Genomic DNA, 17266 nt, shown 5'->3' on the forward strand with positions numbered 1-17266 from the left:
AATGAAGCAGACGTGTTATATGATTTTTTAAGAATGTTATAGAATTCCAATAAACACCCTAAAATAGTGGTGTTTTCTTAATAAAAAAGTGTTAAAATGTAAAATTAGGAGAATAATTCAAGATTTACTCGAATTCAATACCTTTTAAAATTAGCCCAGAAGCAGGTGCCACATAATAAATATTACCTTCAAACTCTGGTGTTAAACTAGATTCTATATCCTTTAAAGTTCGTTTTCCTTGACCTACTTCTATCAAGGCGCCCATAATTAAGCGTATTTGATTTCTCATGAAGCCTTTTCCTTTTACGCGAAGCATATAACTTTTTTTAGGAAAGAAGTTTGCGGTATAAATAGTGTTTTCTATAATCTCGCATTTAATAATCGTTCTATTATAAATACCATTATCTGTAGGTTTATAACAATAGTTTTTAAGATAATGTTCACCTTCAAATAATTTAGCAGCCTCAATCATTAAATTAATATCTAAATCGTCTAAAATAGTAGTAAGAATAGGCGCACAAAAAGGATGAAACTTATCTCCAAAAGCAAACAAATATAAATACTCCTTTATTTTAGAATGTTGTATTATATTAAATTCTGCATCTACTTCTTTAATGGTAAGCGCACGAATATCTTGAGGTAAATTTCTATTAAATAGCTCTAAAAAGGTATCAAAATCTTCAATTGGTTCGTATAAAAATAATTCGATAGCAGCTTCCTCGGCAGACACCATAGCATCTGTTCTACCAGAAGCTAAACTTTTAAAACGTTTCCCTTCTAAAATAAAATTTAGAGTTCTATCCACCATTAAATGCAAGGTCTTTACATTAGGTTGTTTTTGCCAACCGTGAAAACGGTAGCCCAAATATTGAATAGTTATTAAGTAGAAATATTTTTTATTAAATGCCATAGCGGTGCAAGTAACCTAATTTAATAAAAATGGCAAAATTTTTATACCTTGTAATTATAAAAAACTGACTAAAACTTAAAAATAATGACAGAAATTGAAACTAAAAAAGTACCCATTTGGTATTGGATTGTAACTATTTTAGCGCTGCTATGGAACGCTATGGGAGTTGTTGCTTATATAGGACAAGCTAATATGAGCGACGAAGTACTAGCACAAATGTCTGAAACAGACCAACAAATGTATGCTAATTTACCTGTTTGGTACACCGCAGCATTTGCAATTGCTGTATTTGCTGGAACTTTAGGATGTTTAGCTTTAGTACTTAGAAAAAAATGGGCTTATGTTATATTACTAATCTCTCTAATTGCTGCTATTGCACAAATGAGTTATTTAACTTTTGTTTTAGAAATGGCAAATGCTATGACGCCTTTAATTATTATTGTTGGTATGGCATTGGTTTACTTGGCAAAACATGGTATAAGAAAAGGTTGGATCTCTTAAAACCCAACCTAAACTTAAATATTAAACATCAATTTTATCTTTTTTAAAATTGATGTTTTTTTATTTCTCTCTTCCTTTTAAAACAGCAACTACATCATTTAATTTATAACCTTTTGCTTGTAAAAGCATTAAATAATGAAATAATAAATCTGCACTTTCACTTAAAAATAAGTCGTCGTTGCTATCCATTGCTTCAATAACAACTTCCACAGCCTCCTCACCTACTTTTTGAGCTACCTTATTAATACCAGAAGCAAATAATGAAGCGACATAAGATTTCTCAGCATCTCCAGCTTTAACTCTACTTTCAATAGTGTTTTCTAATTTTGAAATAAAACCAAAATTCTCGGTATTTTCATCATTCCAACACGTATCTGTTCCTTTATGGCATGTTGGACCTTTTGGATTTACTTGAATTAACAACGTATCGTTATCGCAATCCAGTTTTATATCTACTAAATTTAAAACATTGCCACTTTCTTCACCTTTAGTCCACAAACGGTTTTTGGTTCTACTAAAAAAGGTTACTAATTTAGTTTCCTTTGTTTTATTGAACGCTTCTTCGTTCATATAACCCAACATTAATACATTTTTTGTTGTTGCGTCTTGTACAACTGCAGGTACTAAACCATCGTTGTTTTTATTGAAATCTATATTCATTTTGTTTTATTTTGTTATTACCAAGCAAATCTTCATTTACTATGGCAATCTTATTTTAAACGCTTACTTTGTTACAGTAATATTATAAACGCACTGCTATATTATTTTCTTTTAATGCTTCTTTTAATTCTGAAATTGGTATTTCTCCAAAATGAAATACACTCGCAGCTAAAGCAGCATCTGCCTTTCCCTTTTTAAAGGTATCCACAAAATGTTGAATCGTTCCTGCTCCTCCTGAAGCTATAATTGGAATATTCAACTCTTGTGATAATTTTGCTAAAGCATCGTTTGCAAAACCATCCTTTGTACCATCATTATCCATAGACGTAAACAAAATCTCACCTGCACCACGTTGTTCGACTTCTTTTGCCCAATCGAATAAATTTAGTTTTGTTGGAATAGTTCCTCCTGCCAAATGCACAATCCAATTACCATCTACATTTTTAGCATCTATAGCAACTACAACACATTGACTTCCAAATTTATTCGCCAATTCGTTAACCAATTCTGGTCTTTTTACTGCTGAAGAATTTATAGAAATCTTATCTGCTCCGCATTTTAATAAAGCGTCTACATCTTCAATACTGGAAATTCCACCACCAACTGTAAACGGAATATTTACGTGTTCGGCTACTTTTAAAACCATATCATGCATGGTTTTTCTACCTTCTAATGTTGCAGAAATATCAAGAAACACTAATTCATCTGCTCCTTTTAAAGCATATTGTTTGGCTAATTCTACAGGATCTCCAGCATCTCGTAAATCGACAAAATTTACGCCTTTTACTGTTCGTCCGTTTTTAATATCTAAACAAGGTATTATTCGTTTTGTAAGCATATCTATTTACTGCGAAGGCAGGAATCTTATTAATTAGTGTTCTTTATTTTCTTTTCGTGGAAACAATTTTAATTATTCAAGTGTTACATAACTATACTATTACTTTTATTGTGGATTCCTGCCTACGCAGGAATGACAAAAACTATTTATTAATTATATAATTCTCTAATTGTTTTAAGCTTATTCTATTCTCATAAATTGCTTTGCCAATTATAACACCTTCGCAACCTAACTCGGCTAACTTAGGCAACTCATCGAAAGTTGAAATTCCTCCAGAAGCTATTAAATTAAGATTCTTGGTTTCTTTTAAAATACGCTCATACAACTCAAAACTTGGTCCTTCAAGCATACCATCTTTAGAAATATCTGTACAAATAACATAGCTTGCTCCTTTTGTTTGATAGTCTTGTATAAAAGGAATCACTTTTAAATCACTTTCTTCTAACCAACCACTAATAGCAATGTTTTCGTTATTACAGTCGGCTCCAAGAATAATTTTATCGCTTCCAAATTTAGTTAACCATTCTTGAAAAATCTTTGGGTTTTTAACAGCGATACTTCCTCCAGTAATTTGTGAAGCACCAGAATTAAAAGCGATTTTTAAATCTTCATTGGTTTTAAGTCCTCCTCCAAAATCTATTTTTAAGTTCGTTTTAGTTGCAATTTGCTCCAAAACCTTATGATTAATAATGTGTTTTGCTTTTGCGCCATCTAAATCTACTACGTGTAAGTACTGGATTCCTGCACCTTCGAAAGACTTAGCTACTTCTAACGGACTTTCGTTGTATATTTTCTTTGTGTTATAATCTCCTTTACTTAAACGAACACATTTTCCGTCTATAATATCTATTGCTGGTATTATTCTCATAGTTTACCTTCCCGTAAAAAGGGAAATCTTTTTAATTAATACTTATTCTTTTATTGTGGATTCCGGATCAAGTGCGGAATGACAAAACATTATATTTTACAATTAGATTCTGAATCAAGTTCAGAATAACGCACTAAATTGCTAAAAAATTCTTTAAAATTTGCTCTCCTACTACTGATGATTTCTCTGGGTGAAATTGCACACCATAAAAATTATCTTTCTGTAAAGCAGATGCATAATCAAACTCGTAATTTGTGGTTGCTATTTGCTCTTTGCAAGCTTCAGCATAAAAACTATGCACTAAGTACATAAATGCATCCTCTTCAATATTTTTAAATAAAGGCGATTTTAAATCTGAAATGGTGTTCCATCCCATTTGCGGTACTTTTACAACATTTGAAAAACGCTTTATAGCAACATTAAATATCCCTAAACCTTTTGTATTGCCTTCTTCCGAAGATTTACACATTAATTGCATACCCAGACAAATACCTAAAACAGGTTGTTTTAAAGTTGGAATTAGCGTGTCTAATCCTGAAGCTCTAAGCATTTGCATTGCTGAGTTTGCTTCACCAACGCCTGGAAAAATCACTTTATCAGCAGCTTTTATTTCTTCAGGATTGTTAGACAAAATAGCATCTACACCAAGTCTTTTAAAAGCAAATTGTATGCTTTTAATGTTTCCTGCTCCGTAATTTATTATAACTAGTTTCATTTTTCTGTCATTCCTGCAAAAAGCAAGAATCTATTTTTAATTATTTTTAGCTTGAGAATTCCTATCTGCGCAGGAATGACAACACTATTTACAACATGCCTTTAGTTGAAGGTAAAAACATTTTGTTTGAATCGCGTTTTACTGCCATTTTCATAGCTTTTGCAAAGGCTTTAAAAATACCTTCTATTTTGTGGTGTTCGTTTTTACCTTCAGCTTTTATGTTTAAATTACATTTTGCGCCATCTGTAAACGATTTAAATAAATGGAAAAACATCTCAGTTGGCATATCTCCTATTTTTTCACGTTTAAAATCTGCTTCCCACTCTAACCAATTTCTACCTCCAAAATCTACTGCTACTTGCGCTAAGCAATCGTCCATTGGTAAACAGAAACCGTAACGTTCTATTCCTAATTTGTTCCCTAAAGCTTTATTGAATAACTCACCTAAAGCAATCATGGTATCTTCAATTGTATGGTGTTCATCTACTTCTAAATCACCTTTTACTTTTATGGTTAAATCCATTGCGCCATGACGACCAATTTGATCTAACATATGATCGAAAAAAGATAAACCAGTATCAATATCGTTTTTACCAGAACCATCTAAATTTAATTTGATGTAAATATTAGTTTCGTTAGTGTTTCTGGTGATTTCAGAGACTCTATCTTCTAATTTCAAAAACTCATAAATAGCTTCCCAATCTGTACTTGTTAAAGCGATACAGTCTAATATTGCTTGTTTAGAAGTTTCAATTTCATCTGCTCCTAATTCAGGATCTTCAGATAAAAAGATACCTTTTGCTCCTAAATTTTTAGCCAATTCCATATCTGTAATACGATCTCCTAAAACAAAAGAATTTTTTAAATCGTATTTTTCTTTATCAAAATACTGCGTTAATAAACCTGTTCTTGGTTTGCGTGTTTCGGCATTTTCATGAGGAAACGTTTTATCTATAAAAACTTCAGTAAAAACAACACCTTCTTTTTCGAAAGCGCTCATTACCTTATTTTGAGCAGGCCAAAAGGTATCTTCTGGAAAAGAATCTGTTCCTAAACCATCTTGATTTGTAACCATTACCAATTCGTAATCCAATTCTGAAGCGATTTTAGCCATATATTGAAACACTTTTGGGTAGAATTCGAGTTTCTCTAAACTATCTAATTGATAATCCACTGGTGGCTCTAATACTAATGTTCCGTCTCTATCTATAAATAATACTTTCTTGCTCATCTTTGTCATTCCTATCAAAATAGGAATCTATTTTTTAGTTAATAATATGCTGTCGATTCTTGTTTGCACAAGAATGACAAAACACTATGATATTTCTTTTAAAACTTTTATTAATCGGTCATTCTCCTCAGAAGTCCCAATAGTAATACGAACACAATTGTCTACTTGTGTGTTTCTATTTCTAATAATTACTTTTTCTTCAATTAAATATTGATACGTTTTGTTAGCGTTATCAACCTCTATAAGTAAAAAATTGGCATCTGTTGGATGTATATTTTTAACTATAGACAATTTACTTAAAGCATCTTTTAACTTTGTTCTTTCTTTAAGAATTATTTGAATGTTTTCGGTAACTGCTTCAAAATTATTTAAGCTTTTTAAAACAGCTTCTTGATTTAAAGTACTTACATTATAAGGTGGTTTTACACGATTATATAATTTTATAATGGCTTCGTTTGCATAGGCAACTCCCACTCTAACGCCTGCTAATCCCCAAGCTTTACTAAAGGTTTGGCTTACTATTAAGTTATTATATTTATTAATATTTTTAATAAATGATGTTTGTGCGCTAAAATCTATGTACGCTTCGTCTACTATAACGATGCCTTCAAAATTTTCTAAAACATATTCAATATCTTCAGGATTAATGCTATTTCCTGTTGGGTTATTTGGCGAACATATAAAAATAATTTTTATGTCTTCGAAATCCAAATACGGTTGTAATTGGTTTAAGCTAATTTGAAAATCGTTAATTAACGGTTGTTTTATAATCTCTATATTATTGATATTCGCAGAAACATCATACATTCCATAAGTTGGCGAAAACGTTAATACCTTGTCTTTTCCTGGTTCACAAAAAATACGAAATGCTAAATCGATAACTTCATCGCTACCATTACCAATAAAAATTTGATTTTTTTCTACTGTTTTAAGTGCCGCTAACTTTTCTTTAATTTCTTGTTGCTGCGGATCTGGATACCTATTTAAGTCTCCAAATGGATTCTCGTTTGCATCTAAAAAAACATCGGCTGTACCTTTAAACTCATCTCTTGCTGACGAATAAGGTTTTAATGCTTTTATGTTGTCTCTAACGAGATTGTTTATATTAATATTCATATTGTTTCTTAAAAATGGATTCCTGCCTTCGTAGGAATGACAAAATAATATTCTTTTATAGATTCTTCTCTGCGCTCTAAATGATAGCTACTTTAAATCCGTTAATCTTAGTGTTACTGCGTTTTTATGCGCATGTAATCCTTCGGCTTCAGCCATTAACTCAATAGTGTTTCCTATATTTAAAATACCTTCTTTTGTTATTTTTTGAAACGTAATCGCTTTTGTAAAACTATCTAAATTCACTCCAGAATACGCTTTACTAAAACCGTTAGTTGGTAATGTATGATTGGTTCCAGATGCATAATCTCCAGCGCTTTCTGGTGTGTAATTACCAATAAATACTGAGCCAGCATTTGCTATTCTATTAACGTATAAATCTTCATTTTCTACGCAAACAATAAAATGTTCTGGTCCATATTCGTTTATCATCTCTAAGGCAATGTTATCGTTTTCAACATAAATTAACTTAGAATTAGCTATCGCTTGTGTTGCAATTTCTTTTCTTGGTAGTTCTACTAACTGCTTTTCAACTTCATTTGATACTTTTTCTATTATAGATTTAGAGGTCGACACTAAAATAACTTGGCTATCTGCACCATGCTCGGCTTGACTCAACAAATCTGAAGCAACATAGGCTGCATTAGCTGTATCGTCTGCCACAATTAATAATTCACTTGGTCCAGCTGGCATATCTATAGCAACACCAAACTTGGTTGCTATTTGCTTTGCAACGGTTACGAACTGATTTCCTGGTCCGAAAATTTTATAAACCTGAGGAATCGTTTCTGTACCAAACGTTAAACCTGCAATGGCTTGAATACCTCCAACTTTAATAATTTTAGTAACACCACATAAATTTGCCGCGTATAAAATTTCGTTAGCTACTTTACCTTCTTTATTTGGTGGTGTGCATAATAACAATTCTTTACAACCAGCAATATTTGCAGGAGTTGCCAACATTAGTACTGTAGAAAATAATGGTGCAGTGCCGCCTGGAATATATAAACCAACCTTTTCAATTGGTCTTTTTTCTTGCCAACATTGCACACCTTTTACGGTTTCTACTTGAACTTTATCTGTTTTTTGAGCACTGTGAAATGCTTCTATATTAAACTTCGCTTGTTTTATTGCTTGTTTTAATGCTTCCGGAACTAATGCAGATGCTTTTTCTATTTCTTCAGCTGTAACAACATTTGAGACCAATTCGCAACTATCAAATTTCTTGGTGTATTTAGCAATGGCTGCGTCGCCATTTTTAGATACATCTTCAAAAACTTCAATCACCGTTTTTTCTATGTCATCAACCGTTTGTGTAGGTCTTTTTAGTAATTGTGACCAAGTTGATTTATTTGGGTTTATTATAGTATTCATTACATTACCATTTTTTCAATTGGACATACTAATATACCTTGAGCTCCTTTAGCTTTAAGCTCATCGATAACGTCCCAAAATAAATTTTTATCAATTACTGAGTGTACACTACTCCAACCTGCTTCTGCTAAAGGTAAAACTGTTGGACTTTTCATACCTGGCAATATTGAAATAATTTCTTCTAATTTATCATTTGGCGCATTTAACAGTACGTATTTTGAGTTTTGACCTCTTAGTACCGACTGAATTCTAAACTGAATTTTTTGTAATAATGCTGCGTTCTCTTCTGTTAACTTTGGTGACTTAGCCAAAACAGCTTCGGAAGTTAAAAGTACTTCTACTTCTTTTAAACCATTTTTAAATAAGGTGCTTCCACTAGAAACAATATCGCAAATACCATCAGCTAAACCTATATTTGGCGCAATTTCTACAGAACCATTAATAATGTGAAGGTTTGCTTCAATTCCATTTTTCTCTAAAAATTGATTTACTGTATTTGGATACGATGTAGCTATGCGCTTGCCTTCTAAATCTTTTAAACTAGATGCATTAGATTCTTTTGGTACTGCAATAGAAACTTTACATTTTGAAAAACCTAAACGTTCTACAATTGGTAAATCGTTTCCTTTTTCAATTAATACATTCTCACCAATAATAGCAATATCAACAACGCCATCTCTTAAATACTGAGGTATATCGCCATTTCGTAGATAAAATACTTCTAAAGGAAAATTTCTAGCCAATGCTTTTAATTGATCTTTTCCATTCTCGATAGAAATACCAATGTCTTTAAGAAGTTTCATTGAATCTTCGTTTAATCTTCCTGATTTCTGTACTGCAATTCTAAGTTTACTCATTTCTTTTTTTGTTTTCTTATTTGAGCAAATCTTTTGGAAAGTATATAAATACAAAAAACCGTTTGATTAGCTCAAACGGTTTTTAATAATATCTTGATTTTATTCAATACATAATCAGTTCGCTTGAGTGCAAATATGAAAATGATGATGTGATTGAATAAAGTTCATTGCTTTTTTTCTGAGAACAAATATTGTTAAAATAAATCTACAATTCCAAATCAATTGCAAGATTATTCTAAATTTTATGTTTTTATTAATAATTCAGGGTTAAATTATTGATTCCCTAAAATTATAGGCATTCCACTATCTCCAGAACCAATGATAATAACCTTACTGTTAGGTGATTCAGATAATTTAACCGTAGCTTCAATACCTTTATCTTGTAAAATTTTATCTGTTAAAGATGCACTTAATATACGGTTAGACTCTGCTTTACCCTTAGCATCGATAATCACTTTCTCTGCTTCTTTAGAAGCCGTTACTAATCTAAATTCGTACTCTAAAGATTCTTGCTCTTGCTTTAATTTACGCTCAATTGCTTCCTTAATTGTTGGTGGCAATTTTACATCTTCAACTAAAACACGCTTAACATTTAAAAATTGTCCTTCTAACAACTTAGTTACTTCGTCTAAAATTTCTTGCTCAATTACATCACGTTTACTAGAATACAATTGCTCTGGTGTATAACGTCCAACAACACTTCTTGCTGCTGCGTTTATTGCAGGATCTAATAATTCGCGTTCGTAATCTTGTCCTTTAGTTTGAATTAACTTTCCTAAGTTTTCATATTCAGGCTCGTACCAAATAGTTCCGTTTACTTTAACCTCTAACCCATTTACAGATAATACATTCATTTCGTCTGAAATTGACTGCTGACGTACTTTACGCACAATCATATCATTCCAAGGTGCAACAATATGGAAACCTTCTCCGTATGTTTTCTCTGTATTAATACCATCTCCTAAACGTTCGAAAATAACACCTCCCTCTCCAGGACCAATAGTTACTGCAGATTTTACTACTAAAAATAGCACTAATACTATTCCTATAATTACAGGTAATCCTAATTTTGGTAATTTCTCCATTTTATCTTTTTTGTTATTATTTATATTAATCCATTATATTTTCTCATAAACCACTCTATTGCAAGCGTTAATGCTATTAGCGCAAGAAGGTATTTCCAATCGATTAAAGGTACAATATTTTTACTGCTTTTTTGTATTGGTTTGTAACGTTCATCGTTAGATAATTCTTCTATTAATGCTTCGTAATTATCAATAAAATAAATACTTCCGTTATTTTTACTTGCAATGGATTTTAATTTTGAAACATTAGCATTTAAAAACTGTTGTTCAATATTGTATTCTAATATTTTAAAATTACCTGATTTAGAAATATTTTCGCTTGTTGCTTTTACTGTAAAGGCATACTCTGAAGCTGGTAAAGTACTTAAATCGACTTGATAATTATTGTTTTTTAAAATGAAAGGAATTGTTTTAGACGTCTTACTTATTTTGTCTGTTAAAATGATATTTAAACTCTCGTTAGCATCAAACTCGTAGTTTTTATTAAAAAACTGAGCAGACACTATTATATTACTACTACCTTGGTAAAACGATTGGTAATCTAGGTTTAATCTGTTTTTACGTTTATTAGAAGCTAAATACTGTATTAATTTTCCTGTAAAATTATCGAAAGCATTAAAACCATCTGTATTAATAAAACTTTGCGCTCTCCATTTCCAAAGGTTTTCTCCAAATAAAACAGCTTCTCTTCTTTCGTTAATTTCGAAAGTTGCCAAAAGTGGTTCTTCAGTATTTATAGATCCTACTTTTTTATAAAGAATACTTTCAAAAGGAACCGAAAAAGTAGGCTCTCCAAAATTAGCAAGTAAAGGTGGAAATGATTCGAAATCTAAATCGTCCACAATAAACGAACTGTAATTTACATTTAATACTGGCTGGTAATCTTCAGTTTGAGAAGTGATATCGTGTTGGTAGTACTCGCTTACAGAATTCAAAAAATTGAAGTCCGTTTTAGGTCCTGCAATTACGAATTTGTTTTTATTTTGAAGCTTTAAAGCATCGAAAACAGTCTTAAATGAATTATTTGGATTAAATAAGACAACCAATTGCAAATCATTTAATTGACTAACAACTTCTTGTGGATTCAAGAATACCACTTCACGTTGCTCGTTAGTTTCAATACTCTTTTTAAGCATGCCTAAATCTGGATGTAAAACCGAGCTTACAATAGCTACTTTTGTTTTTTCATCTACTACTTCAACAGCAAAATTCTTAGAATTATTTACTTTATTTTTTTCTGTCGCAATAGGAATTAAAGATGCTCTGTAACTTTTTACGCCAACACTATTTGCTGGTAAAGTGAAGTTTAAAATTTTAGAATTATCCGTTTCCGAAAAACTTAAATTCTTAGAATACACTGTGTTTTTTCCTGATGTTACAACAAACTTTGTACTTACATTTTCGTCTCCATTATACACTAAAATAGCTTCTATAGGAAACTTATTCTTCAAGAACGCATACTTATTAACGTTAAGTTGCTTTAGTTTTAAATCGGAATAACGCGTGGTATCACCAACAATTATTGGGTAAATAGGCTGATTATATTTGTTAGCAGCATATTCGTAATCGTTTCCATAGGTTTGATTACCATCACTTATAATAATGGCTGGAGAAACTGTTCTTTTATAAACTTGACCTAACTCCTTAAAAGCCTTATCTATATTGGTTTGATGCTCTGTAAATGACAATGAATCTATAGTGTTAAGCGTGTTTCCGAAGGAAAAGACATCTATATTAAACTTATCTTGTAGTGTTTTGTTACTTTGAATGCTTTGTAAAATAGTAGTAACATTCTCTTCTTGGTTTAAATACTTAATAGAGTTAGAATTATCTACAGCTAATACTAAATTTGGTTTTTCGTTATAAACCTTAACCTGTTCGAACTTAGGATTGATAAGCAATAATAAAACTCCGAAAATGGTTAAAAAACGAAAAAAATCAAAAAGTGCATTCTTTTTAGATGCACCTTTTGCTTTGTATTTATATTGGAACAATGCTAGTAAAATCGATACAACTCCAGCAAGTATAATGTATAAAATATTTTCTGTTGACAATGTTATATGTAGTATTTACAAAATTACTTTTTTAGTGCTTTCTTAATTTTGCTATTAATATCCTTAATATGTCTTGATTTTAAATTATATGAAGACAACATTCCTGCTACATAATTTCTGTAAACAATTTCACCTGTTTTAGAATTGACTATATGTACAAATTTTTGAGAATTAACTCTAACATATCGAAGATAATAGAACTCTTCTCCTGCTAATATTCTTCTATCTATTTCTTTTTCATCTTGGAATTCAAATTTATGGTCGTAGTTTTCAAATACTTCTGTAAACTTATCTTCATCCTTTTCAGAACTCATTTTCCAAGGATTATATTTAATCAAATGGTAGTTAGGAATATACAACGTTTTTTTAGCCAGTTTTTTTAATTCTGGTAAGAAATCATTTTCATACATCCAATACTCTTCACCTTCTTTTAATTGGTTATTTACTTTTTGAAAATAGTTTTTTAAAAAGCCAGACTTATAGTTATAAAAAACATCTTTACTATAAATAGTATCCATAATCACAGAAGACTCAGATTTTAAAGCTGTTGGTAAAAAAGTGTCTTTTGGAAACAAATCTACTCTTGCTAATTTTTCTTTATTAGCTTCAAAAGTTTTCTCATACTTTTTTTTATACCTCCAACTACTTTTATCTAATTTACTTAAACCTTCTTTTAAACCTTCTCCATCAAGCATAAAAAAGTTTATATAAATATATAAATACTCTAATTCTGCTCCAGATTCCATTGTTTTAGTTACATGATAGCCTTCTAAATTCGCGAAAGAATAATTAGCTTCTGTATAATCTAACAAATTAAAATCTTTACGATAGATTAATTTATAAGGTGTAATACTCCAAGAGTCGTCTAATATTTTTTTATAATCATTAATATCAATAACATCAGACAATACAAAAATAGTTTCAGTTCCTTTAAACTTAGCGAGACGTTCTTTTGGAAATTTTTTAGACTTCCCAACATGTCTTGGACCAACACTTACTTGCGCGCTCAAAACAGAAAATAAAAGAAAACCTAATAATAGTAGAGAGATTTTTTTCATAATTATAATAAGATACTATTATTATGTTAACATTCCACCATCAACATTAATAGTCTGTCCTGTAACATAAGCAGACATGTCACTAGCTAAAAACACACATACATTTGCGATATCTTCTGGTGTACCACCTCTTTTTAAAGGAATAGCATTACGCCATGATTTTACTGTTTCTTCATCTAACTTTGCAGTCATTTCAGTTTCAATAAAACCTGGAGCGATTACGTTACTTCTAATATTTCTTGATCCTAATTCTAAAGCTACAGATTTAGAAAAACCAATAATACCAGCTTTAGATGCTGCATAATTTGTTTGTCCGGCGTTTCCTTTTACACCAACAACAGAACTCATATTAATTATAGAACCTTTACGTTGCTTAAGCATAGTGCGCTGTACGGCTTTTGTCATGTTGAAAACAGATTTAAGGTTTACCTCGATTACTTTATCGAAGTCTGCCTCACCCATTCTCATTAATAAATTATCTTTTGTAATTCCTGCGTTATTAATTAAAATATCGATGCTTCCAAACTCTGCTAAAACATCTTCAGCTAATTTTTGAGATTCATCAAAATTTGCCGCATTACTTTTATATCCTTTTGCTTTAACACCCAAAGCGTTTAATTCTTTTTCTAATGCGTTAGCTGCTTCTACAGAAGAACTGTAAGTAAATGCAACATTTGCGCCTTGTTGTGCAAATACCTCTGCGATACCCTTTCCAATACCTCTACTTGCTCCTGTAATTATAGCTGTTTTACCTTCTAAAAGTTTCATAAAAAATGGTTTAATTCTATTTTCCGATGGTTTTCGGAGTTTTAATTTTTAGTATTTCAAATATAGTAATTACTATGTTCTTCAGAATAAAAAAACCTCACAAATTAAAGTATTTGTGAGGTTTTAATAATGAATTCTTGCATGCGCAAGACTCTTAAGATTTCTTACATCTTAACGTCTTCTGCTTTTTCATAATTAAATAAATGATCGACATCCATTTCTTGTACTTCACCTAATTTCTCAAGTGCTTTAAAATCAATATCTTTTTTATTTCCAATAACCATAACATTATAATCTTCTCCTTTAATGTTTTTGTTGAAGAAATCACGCAAATCTGCCATTGTCATGTTTTGAATAGCATTATACATTTCTTCACGATTATCGTTATCTATTCCTAATTTTTGAAGTCTTTCGTAACTCCAGAAAATATTAGACTTAGTAATACGCTGTGCTGCTAATTTCTTTAATGTTGCTTCTTTTGCTGCATTAAATTGTTCTTCAGCTTCAGGCATATCACTCATTAAATCCATCATCGCTTCTACCGCTTGAGGCATTTTATTTGCTTGCGTTCCAATGTAAGCCATCACGTAATTAGAATCATCTTTTTTACGCGCTGTAGAGTAATTAGACCATGCAGAGTATGCTAAAGATTTAGACTCACGAATTTCTTGAAATACAATTGAAGATAAACCACCTCCAAAATAAGTGTTAAACAATGTAGAAGCTGCCATGTTTTCTGCTTTAAAAGGTTCTCCTTTTGCTAAAAACATCATTTCACTTTGTACCATATCGTAATCTACAAAATATACGTTACCACCAGTCTCCTTTTCTTCGTAAACCGTAGCTTCCGGGTATTCTTCTAGTTTTTCTGGTACTTTATGGAAAGTATTTAAAGCCGAAACTGCTCCATCTACATCTTTTCCATAATAGAAAACACGTTGGTTATAGTTTTTTAGATTCTTAGTTAAATCTACAAGCTCTTGAGGATCTATTTTCTCTAATTCGCTAACAGAAATAATATTTCTTAGCCTTGAATTTTCTCCATATTTAGCATAATTCAATAAACCAGAACGTAAAATACTACCTTTACTTGTTTTGTTATTTTGTCTTCCTTTACCAATTGACTCAACATACTTACCATAAGCCTCTTTATTTGGTACAGCATTTTCCCAAAGGTGTTCTAATAATTCTAATCCTTTTGGTAAGTTTTCTTTTAATCCGCTTAAACCAACAAACGTTTGCTCACCTCCAGTGTTTACAGAATAATCAATTCCTAACTTGTAGAATTCTTTCTTTAAAGCTTCAGCTGAATACTTCTCAGTTCCTAAATACTCTAAGTAACCAACTGCTAAACCTAATTTTTTATCACTATCACTTCCCATATCGAAAATGATATTCATAGTAAACAAATCGTTAGTTTCATTTTCAATATATGAAACACTTAGACCACTGTTTGTTTTCTTTTCTTTTATAGCTGTAGCATAATCAACATATAAAGGTGCTAATGGTTTAGACGTTTTTGCATTAAATGCTTTTATGTAATCTGAAGATTGGTCTCTATTAAGTTTAACCGGAGTTATACCTGGATTAGATACTTTTACAATATTGTTATCTTCACCTTTACGCTTATATGTAACTACGTAGTTGTCTTTATAGAACGTGTTTGCGAAATCTACTAATTCTTGTTTAGTAATTTTCTTTAAATCGTTTAAGAAACTTACTTTATCATTCCAATCTACTCTATGAATAAAAGCATCATAATATGCTGAAGCTAATGCTGTGCTATTTTCGTATTCTTGAAGTTGTGATTTTTTAAGATCGTTAATTACAGCTTCAATCATCCAATCTTCAAACTCACCTTTTTTAAGTTTTTCAATTTGACCTAAAATTAATTCTTTAACTTCATCAAGAGATTGTCCTTCTTTTGGTGAACCTGAAAAACTATGGTAACCATAATCGTTTAAAAAAGTCGGACTACAACCTGCTCTTTGCACTAGTTGTTTCTGATTTAAGTTTAAATCGATTAATCCAGCATTCCCATTAGCTAAAATCATATCGCATAGCGTTACTAATTTTTCTTCTTTAGTATTTACTGCTGCAGATCTGTATGCTATAGAAACACTCTCTGATGTTGGACCAAAAACCTCTGTAGTTAATACTTGAGTAATTGGTTGCTCCTTTGGTAATGTAGGATGTGTTACTTCTTTACGTTTTAATTTTCCGAAAGTTGCTTCAACTTCTTTAATTGTAGCATCGAAATCTAAATCTCCAACTAATACCATTGCCATATTGTTAGGCACGTAATATTTATCGAAATAGTTATTAATATCAACTAAAGAAGGATTTTTTAAATGCTCTGCCGTACCAATAGTTTTTTGCTGACCATAAGGATGGTTAGGAAATAAACCATCTAACATTGCAGCATAACGCTTTCTTCCATCGTTATCTTGACCTCTATTAAATTCTTCGAAAACTGCTTCTAATTCTGTATGAAATAAACGCAATACTAATTGACCAAAACGCTCCTCTTCTAACGCTAACCATTTACTAAGTTCGTTTGCTGGAATTTTATTTTTATAAACAGTCTCTTCGTACCAAGTATGCGCATTCGTTCCTGTTGCACCAAGAGAACTCGTCATTTTATCATACTCATTTGCTACAGAATAGTTAGATGCCTCTAAAGACACTTTATCTATCTCGCGGTATAATGCAATTTTTTTATCTGGATCTTGCTCTGCTCTGTGTTGTTCGTATAAATCTGAAATTTTATCTAAATAGACTTTTTCTTTCTCGTAATCTATAGTCCCAATTTCATCTGTACCTTTAAAAACCATGTGTTCAAGGTAGTGTGCTAAACCTGTAGATTCTTTAGGGTCGTAGTTAGAACCTGCTCTTACTGCAATGTAAGTTTGTATTTTTGGCTCGTCTGTATTTTTACTCATATATACTTTAAGACCATTATCTAAAGTATACAAACGTAATCCGGTTGGATCATTTTCAACGGTTTCGTATGCAAATCCGTTAGCATCTTTCTGACTTTCTACAGCGTAAGTCATTGTTTTGTTGTCTTCTTTTTTACAACTGTAGACTAAAGCTACAAGTAAAAGAATAACAACCAATCTTAAATTTCTCATTGTAAAGGTTTTTGGTTGATTGTGTTAATATTTATTATTAAAATGAACTTGGGATACGTTATAAAACACAATGATGCTATAAAACGAAAAAGTTCGTTAG

At 31.1% G+C, this 17266-nt stretch carries 15 protein-coding genes; 1 reads left to right on the forward strand and 14 read right to left on the reverse strand.

Annotated features, from left to right (window positions below; all coding sequences use genetic code 11):
• Positions 1–124: 124 nt before the first annotated feature.
• Complete coding sequence (locus ASC41_RS13910) at positions 125–910, reverse strand: tRNA pseudouridine synthase A (RefSeq protein WP_055437256.1); 786 nt, start codon at positions 908–910, stop codon at positions 125–127.
• A gap of 84 nt (positions 911–994) precedes the next feature.
• Here ASC41_RS13910 and ASC41_RS13915 point away from each other — a divergent pair, with 84 nt between their 5' ends.
• Entirely contained in the window at positions 995–1411 is a 417-nt protein-coding gene (locus ASC41_RS13915) for a hypothetical protein (RefSeq protein ID WP_055437257.1), read from the forward strand.
• A gap of 60 nt (positions 1412–1471) precedes the next feature.
• Here ASC41_RS13915 and hisIE read toward each other — a convergent pair whose 3' ends face one another.
• The 13 genes from hisIE to ASC41_RS13980 all read right to left on the reverse strand — a co-directional run bounded on the left by hisIE (position 1472) and on the right by ASC41_RS13980 (position 17166).
• Positions 1472–2071, reverse strand: coding sequence for a bifunctional phosphoribosyl-AMP cyclohydrolase/phosphoribosyl-ATP diphosphatase HisIE (gene hisIE / locus ASC41_RS13920; protein ID WP_055437258.1), 600 nt, complete (start codon positions 2069–2071; stop codon positions 1472–1474).
• A gap of 82 nt (positions 2072–2153) precedes the next feature.
• A complete protein-coding gene (gene hisF, locus ASC41_RS13925; RefSeq protein WP_055437259.1) occupies positions 2154–2909 on the reverse strand; it encodes an imidazole glycerol phosphate synthase subunit HisF in 756 nt (251 codons plus the stop codon).
• A gap of 142 nt (positions 2910–3051) precedes the next feature.
• Complete coding sequence (gene hisA, locus ASC41_RS13930; RefSeq protein ID WP_055437260.1) at positions 3052–3777, reverse strand: 1-(5-phosphoribosyl)-5-[(5-phosphoribosylamino)methylideneamino]imidazole-4-carboxamide isomerase; 726 nt, start codon at positions 3775–3777, stop codon at positions 3052–3054.
• Between the two features lie 133 nt (positions 3778–3910).
• On the reverse strand, positions 3911–4492 hold the full coding sequence (hisH, locus tag ASC41_RS13935) for an imidazole glycerol phosphate synthase subunit HisH (protein WP_055437261.1): 582 nt from the start codon (positions 4490–4492) through the stop codon (positions 3911–3913).
• An 88-nt stretch (positions 4493–4580) separates the two neighbouring features.
• Positions 4581–5723 carry a bifunctional histidinol-phosphatase/imidazoleglycerol-phosphate dehydratase HisB gene (gene hisB / locus ASC41_RS13940; protein ID WP_055437262.1) on the reverse strand — a complete coding sequence of 381 codons (1143 nt, stop codon included), beginning with the start codon at positions 5721–5723 and terminating at the stop codon, positions 4581–4583.
• Between the two features lie 84 nt (positions 5724–5807).
• Positions 5808–6839 (reverse strand): histidinol-phosphate transaminase, encoded by a 1032-nt coding sequence (gene hisC, locus ASC41_RS13945; RefSeq protein WP_055437263.1) that lies wholly within the window; start codon positions 6837–6839, stop codon positions 5808–5810.
• An 87-nt stretch (positions 6840–6926) separates the two neighbouring features.
• The gene (gene hisD, locus ASC41_RS13950; RefSeq protein WP_055437264.1) at positions 6927–8210 is read right to left on the reverse strand and encodes a histidinol dehydrogenase; all 1284 of its coding nucleotides are present in this window, start codon (positions 8208–8210) and stop codon (positions 6927–6929) included.
• The gene (gene hisG / locus ASC41_RS13955; protein ID WP_055437265.1) at positions 8210–9067 is read right to left on the reverse strand and encodes an ATP phosphoribosyltransferase; all 858 of its coding nucleotides are present in this window, start codon (positions 9065–9067) and stop codon (positions 8210–8212) included. Before hisG ends, hisD begins: the two co-directional genes overlap by 1 nt.
• 272 nt (positions 9068–9339) lie before the next feature.
• Positions 9340–10152 carry a prohibitin family protein gene (locus ASC41_RS13960; RefSeq protein WP_055437266.1) on the reverse strand — a complete coding sequence of 271 codons (813 nt, stop codon included), beginning with the start codon at positions 10150–10152 and terminating at the stop codon, positions 9340–9342.
• A 20-nt stretch (positions 10153–10172) separates the two neighbouring features.
• A complete protein-coding gene (locus tag ASC41_RS13965; RefSeq protein ID WP_055437267.1) occupies positions 10173–12206 on the reverse strand; it encodes a vWA domain-containing protein in 2034 nt (677 codons plus the stop codon).
• A 23-nt stretch (positions 12207–12229) separates the two neighbouring features.
• Positions 12230–13264, reverse strand: coding sequence for a hypothetical protein (locus ASC41_RS13970; protein ID WP_055437268.1), 1035 nt, complete (start codon positions 13262–13264; stop codon positions 12230–12232).
• 21 nt (positions 13265–13285) lie between these two features.
• Positions 13286–14032, reverse strand: coding sequence for a 3-oxoacyl-[acyl-carrier-protein] reductase (fabG, locus tag ASC41_RS13975; protein WP_055437269.1), 747 nt, complete (start codon positions 14030–14032; stop codon positions 13286–13288).
• 164 nt (positions 14033–14196) lie between these two features.
• A complete protein-coding gene (locus tag ASC41_RS13980; RefSeq protein WP_055437270.1) occupies positions 14197–17166 on the reverse strand; it encodes a M16 family metallopeptidase in 2970 nt (989 codons plus the stop codon).
• Positions 17167–17266: the final 100 nt, after the last annotated feature.

The sequence above is a fragment of the Lacinutrix algicola genome, from assembly GCF_001418085.1.
In the GTDB taxonomy this organism is placed as follows: domain Bacteria; phylum Bacteroidota; class Bacteroidia; order Flavobacteriales; family Flavobacteriaceae; genus Lacinutrix; species Lacinutrix algicola.

What these genes read in the sequence shown, in the direction of transcription:
- hisH (WP_055437261.1), bottom strand. Translation starts at nt 4,492, where the DNA reads ATGAAACTAGTTATAATAAATTACGGAGCAGGAAACATTAAAAGCATA.
- hisIE (WP_055437258.1), bottom strand. Translation starts at nt 2,071, where the DNA reads ATGAATATAGATTTCAATAAAAACAACGATGGTTTAGTACCTGCAGTT.
- hisC (WP_055437263.1), bottom strand. Translation starts at nt 6,839, where the DNA reads ATGAATATTAATATAAACAATCTCGTTAGAGACAACATAAAAGCATTA.
- ASC41_RS13910 (WP_055437256.1), bottom strand. Translation starts at nt 910, where the DNA reads ATGGCATTTAATAAAAAATATTTCTACTTAATAACTATTCAATATTTG.
- ASC41_RS13980 (WP_055437270.1), bottom strand. Translation starts at nt 17,166, where the DNA reads ATGAGAAATTTAAGATTGGTTGTTATTCTTTTACTTGTAGCTTTAGTC.
- ASC41_RS13915 (WP_055437257.1), top strand. Translation starts at nt 995, where the DNA reads ATGACAGAAATTGAAACTAAAAAAGTACCCATTTGGTATTGGATTGTA.
- hisB (WP_055437262.1), bottom strand. Translation starts at nt 5,723, where the DNA reads ATGAGCAAGAAAGTATTATTTATAGATAGAGACGGAACATTAGTATTA.
- hisG (WP_055437265.1), bottom strand. Translation starts at nt 9,067, where the DNA reads ATGAGTAAACTTAGAATTGCAGTACAGAAATCAGGAAGATTAAACGAA.
- ASC41_RS13960 (WP_055437266.1), bottom strand. Translation starts at nt 10,152, where the DNA reads ATGGAGAAATTACCAAAATTAGGATTACCTGTAATTATAGGAATAGTA.
- hisF (WP_055437259.1), bottom strand. Translation starts at nt 2,909, where the DNA reads ATGCTTACAAAACGAATAATACCTTGTTTAGATATTAAAAACGGACGA.
- fabG (WP_055437269.1), bottom strand. Translation starts at nt 14,032, where the DNA reads ATGAAACTTTTAGAAGGTAAAACAGCTATAATTACAGGAGCAAGTAGA.
- ASC41_RS13970 (WP_055437268.1), bottom strand. Translation starts at nt 13,264, where the DNA reads ATGAAAAAAATCTCTCTACTATTATTAGGTTTTCTTTTATTTTCTGTT.
- hisA (WP_055437260.1), bottom strand. Translation starts at nt 3,777, where the DNA reads ATGAGAATAATACCAGCAATAGATATTATAGACGGAAAATGTGTTCGT.
- hisD (WP_055437264.1), bottom strand. Translation starts at nt 8,210, where the DNA reads ATGAATACTATAATAAACCCAAATAAATCAACTTGGTCACAATTACTA.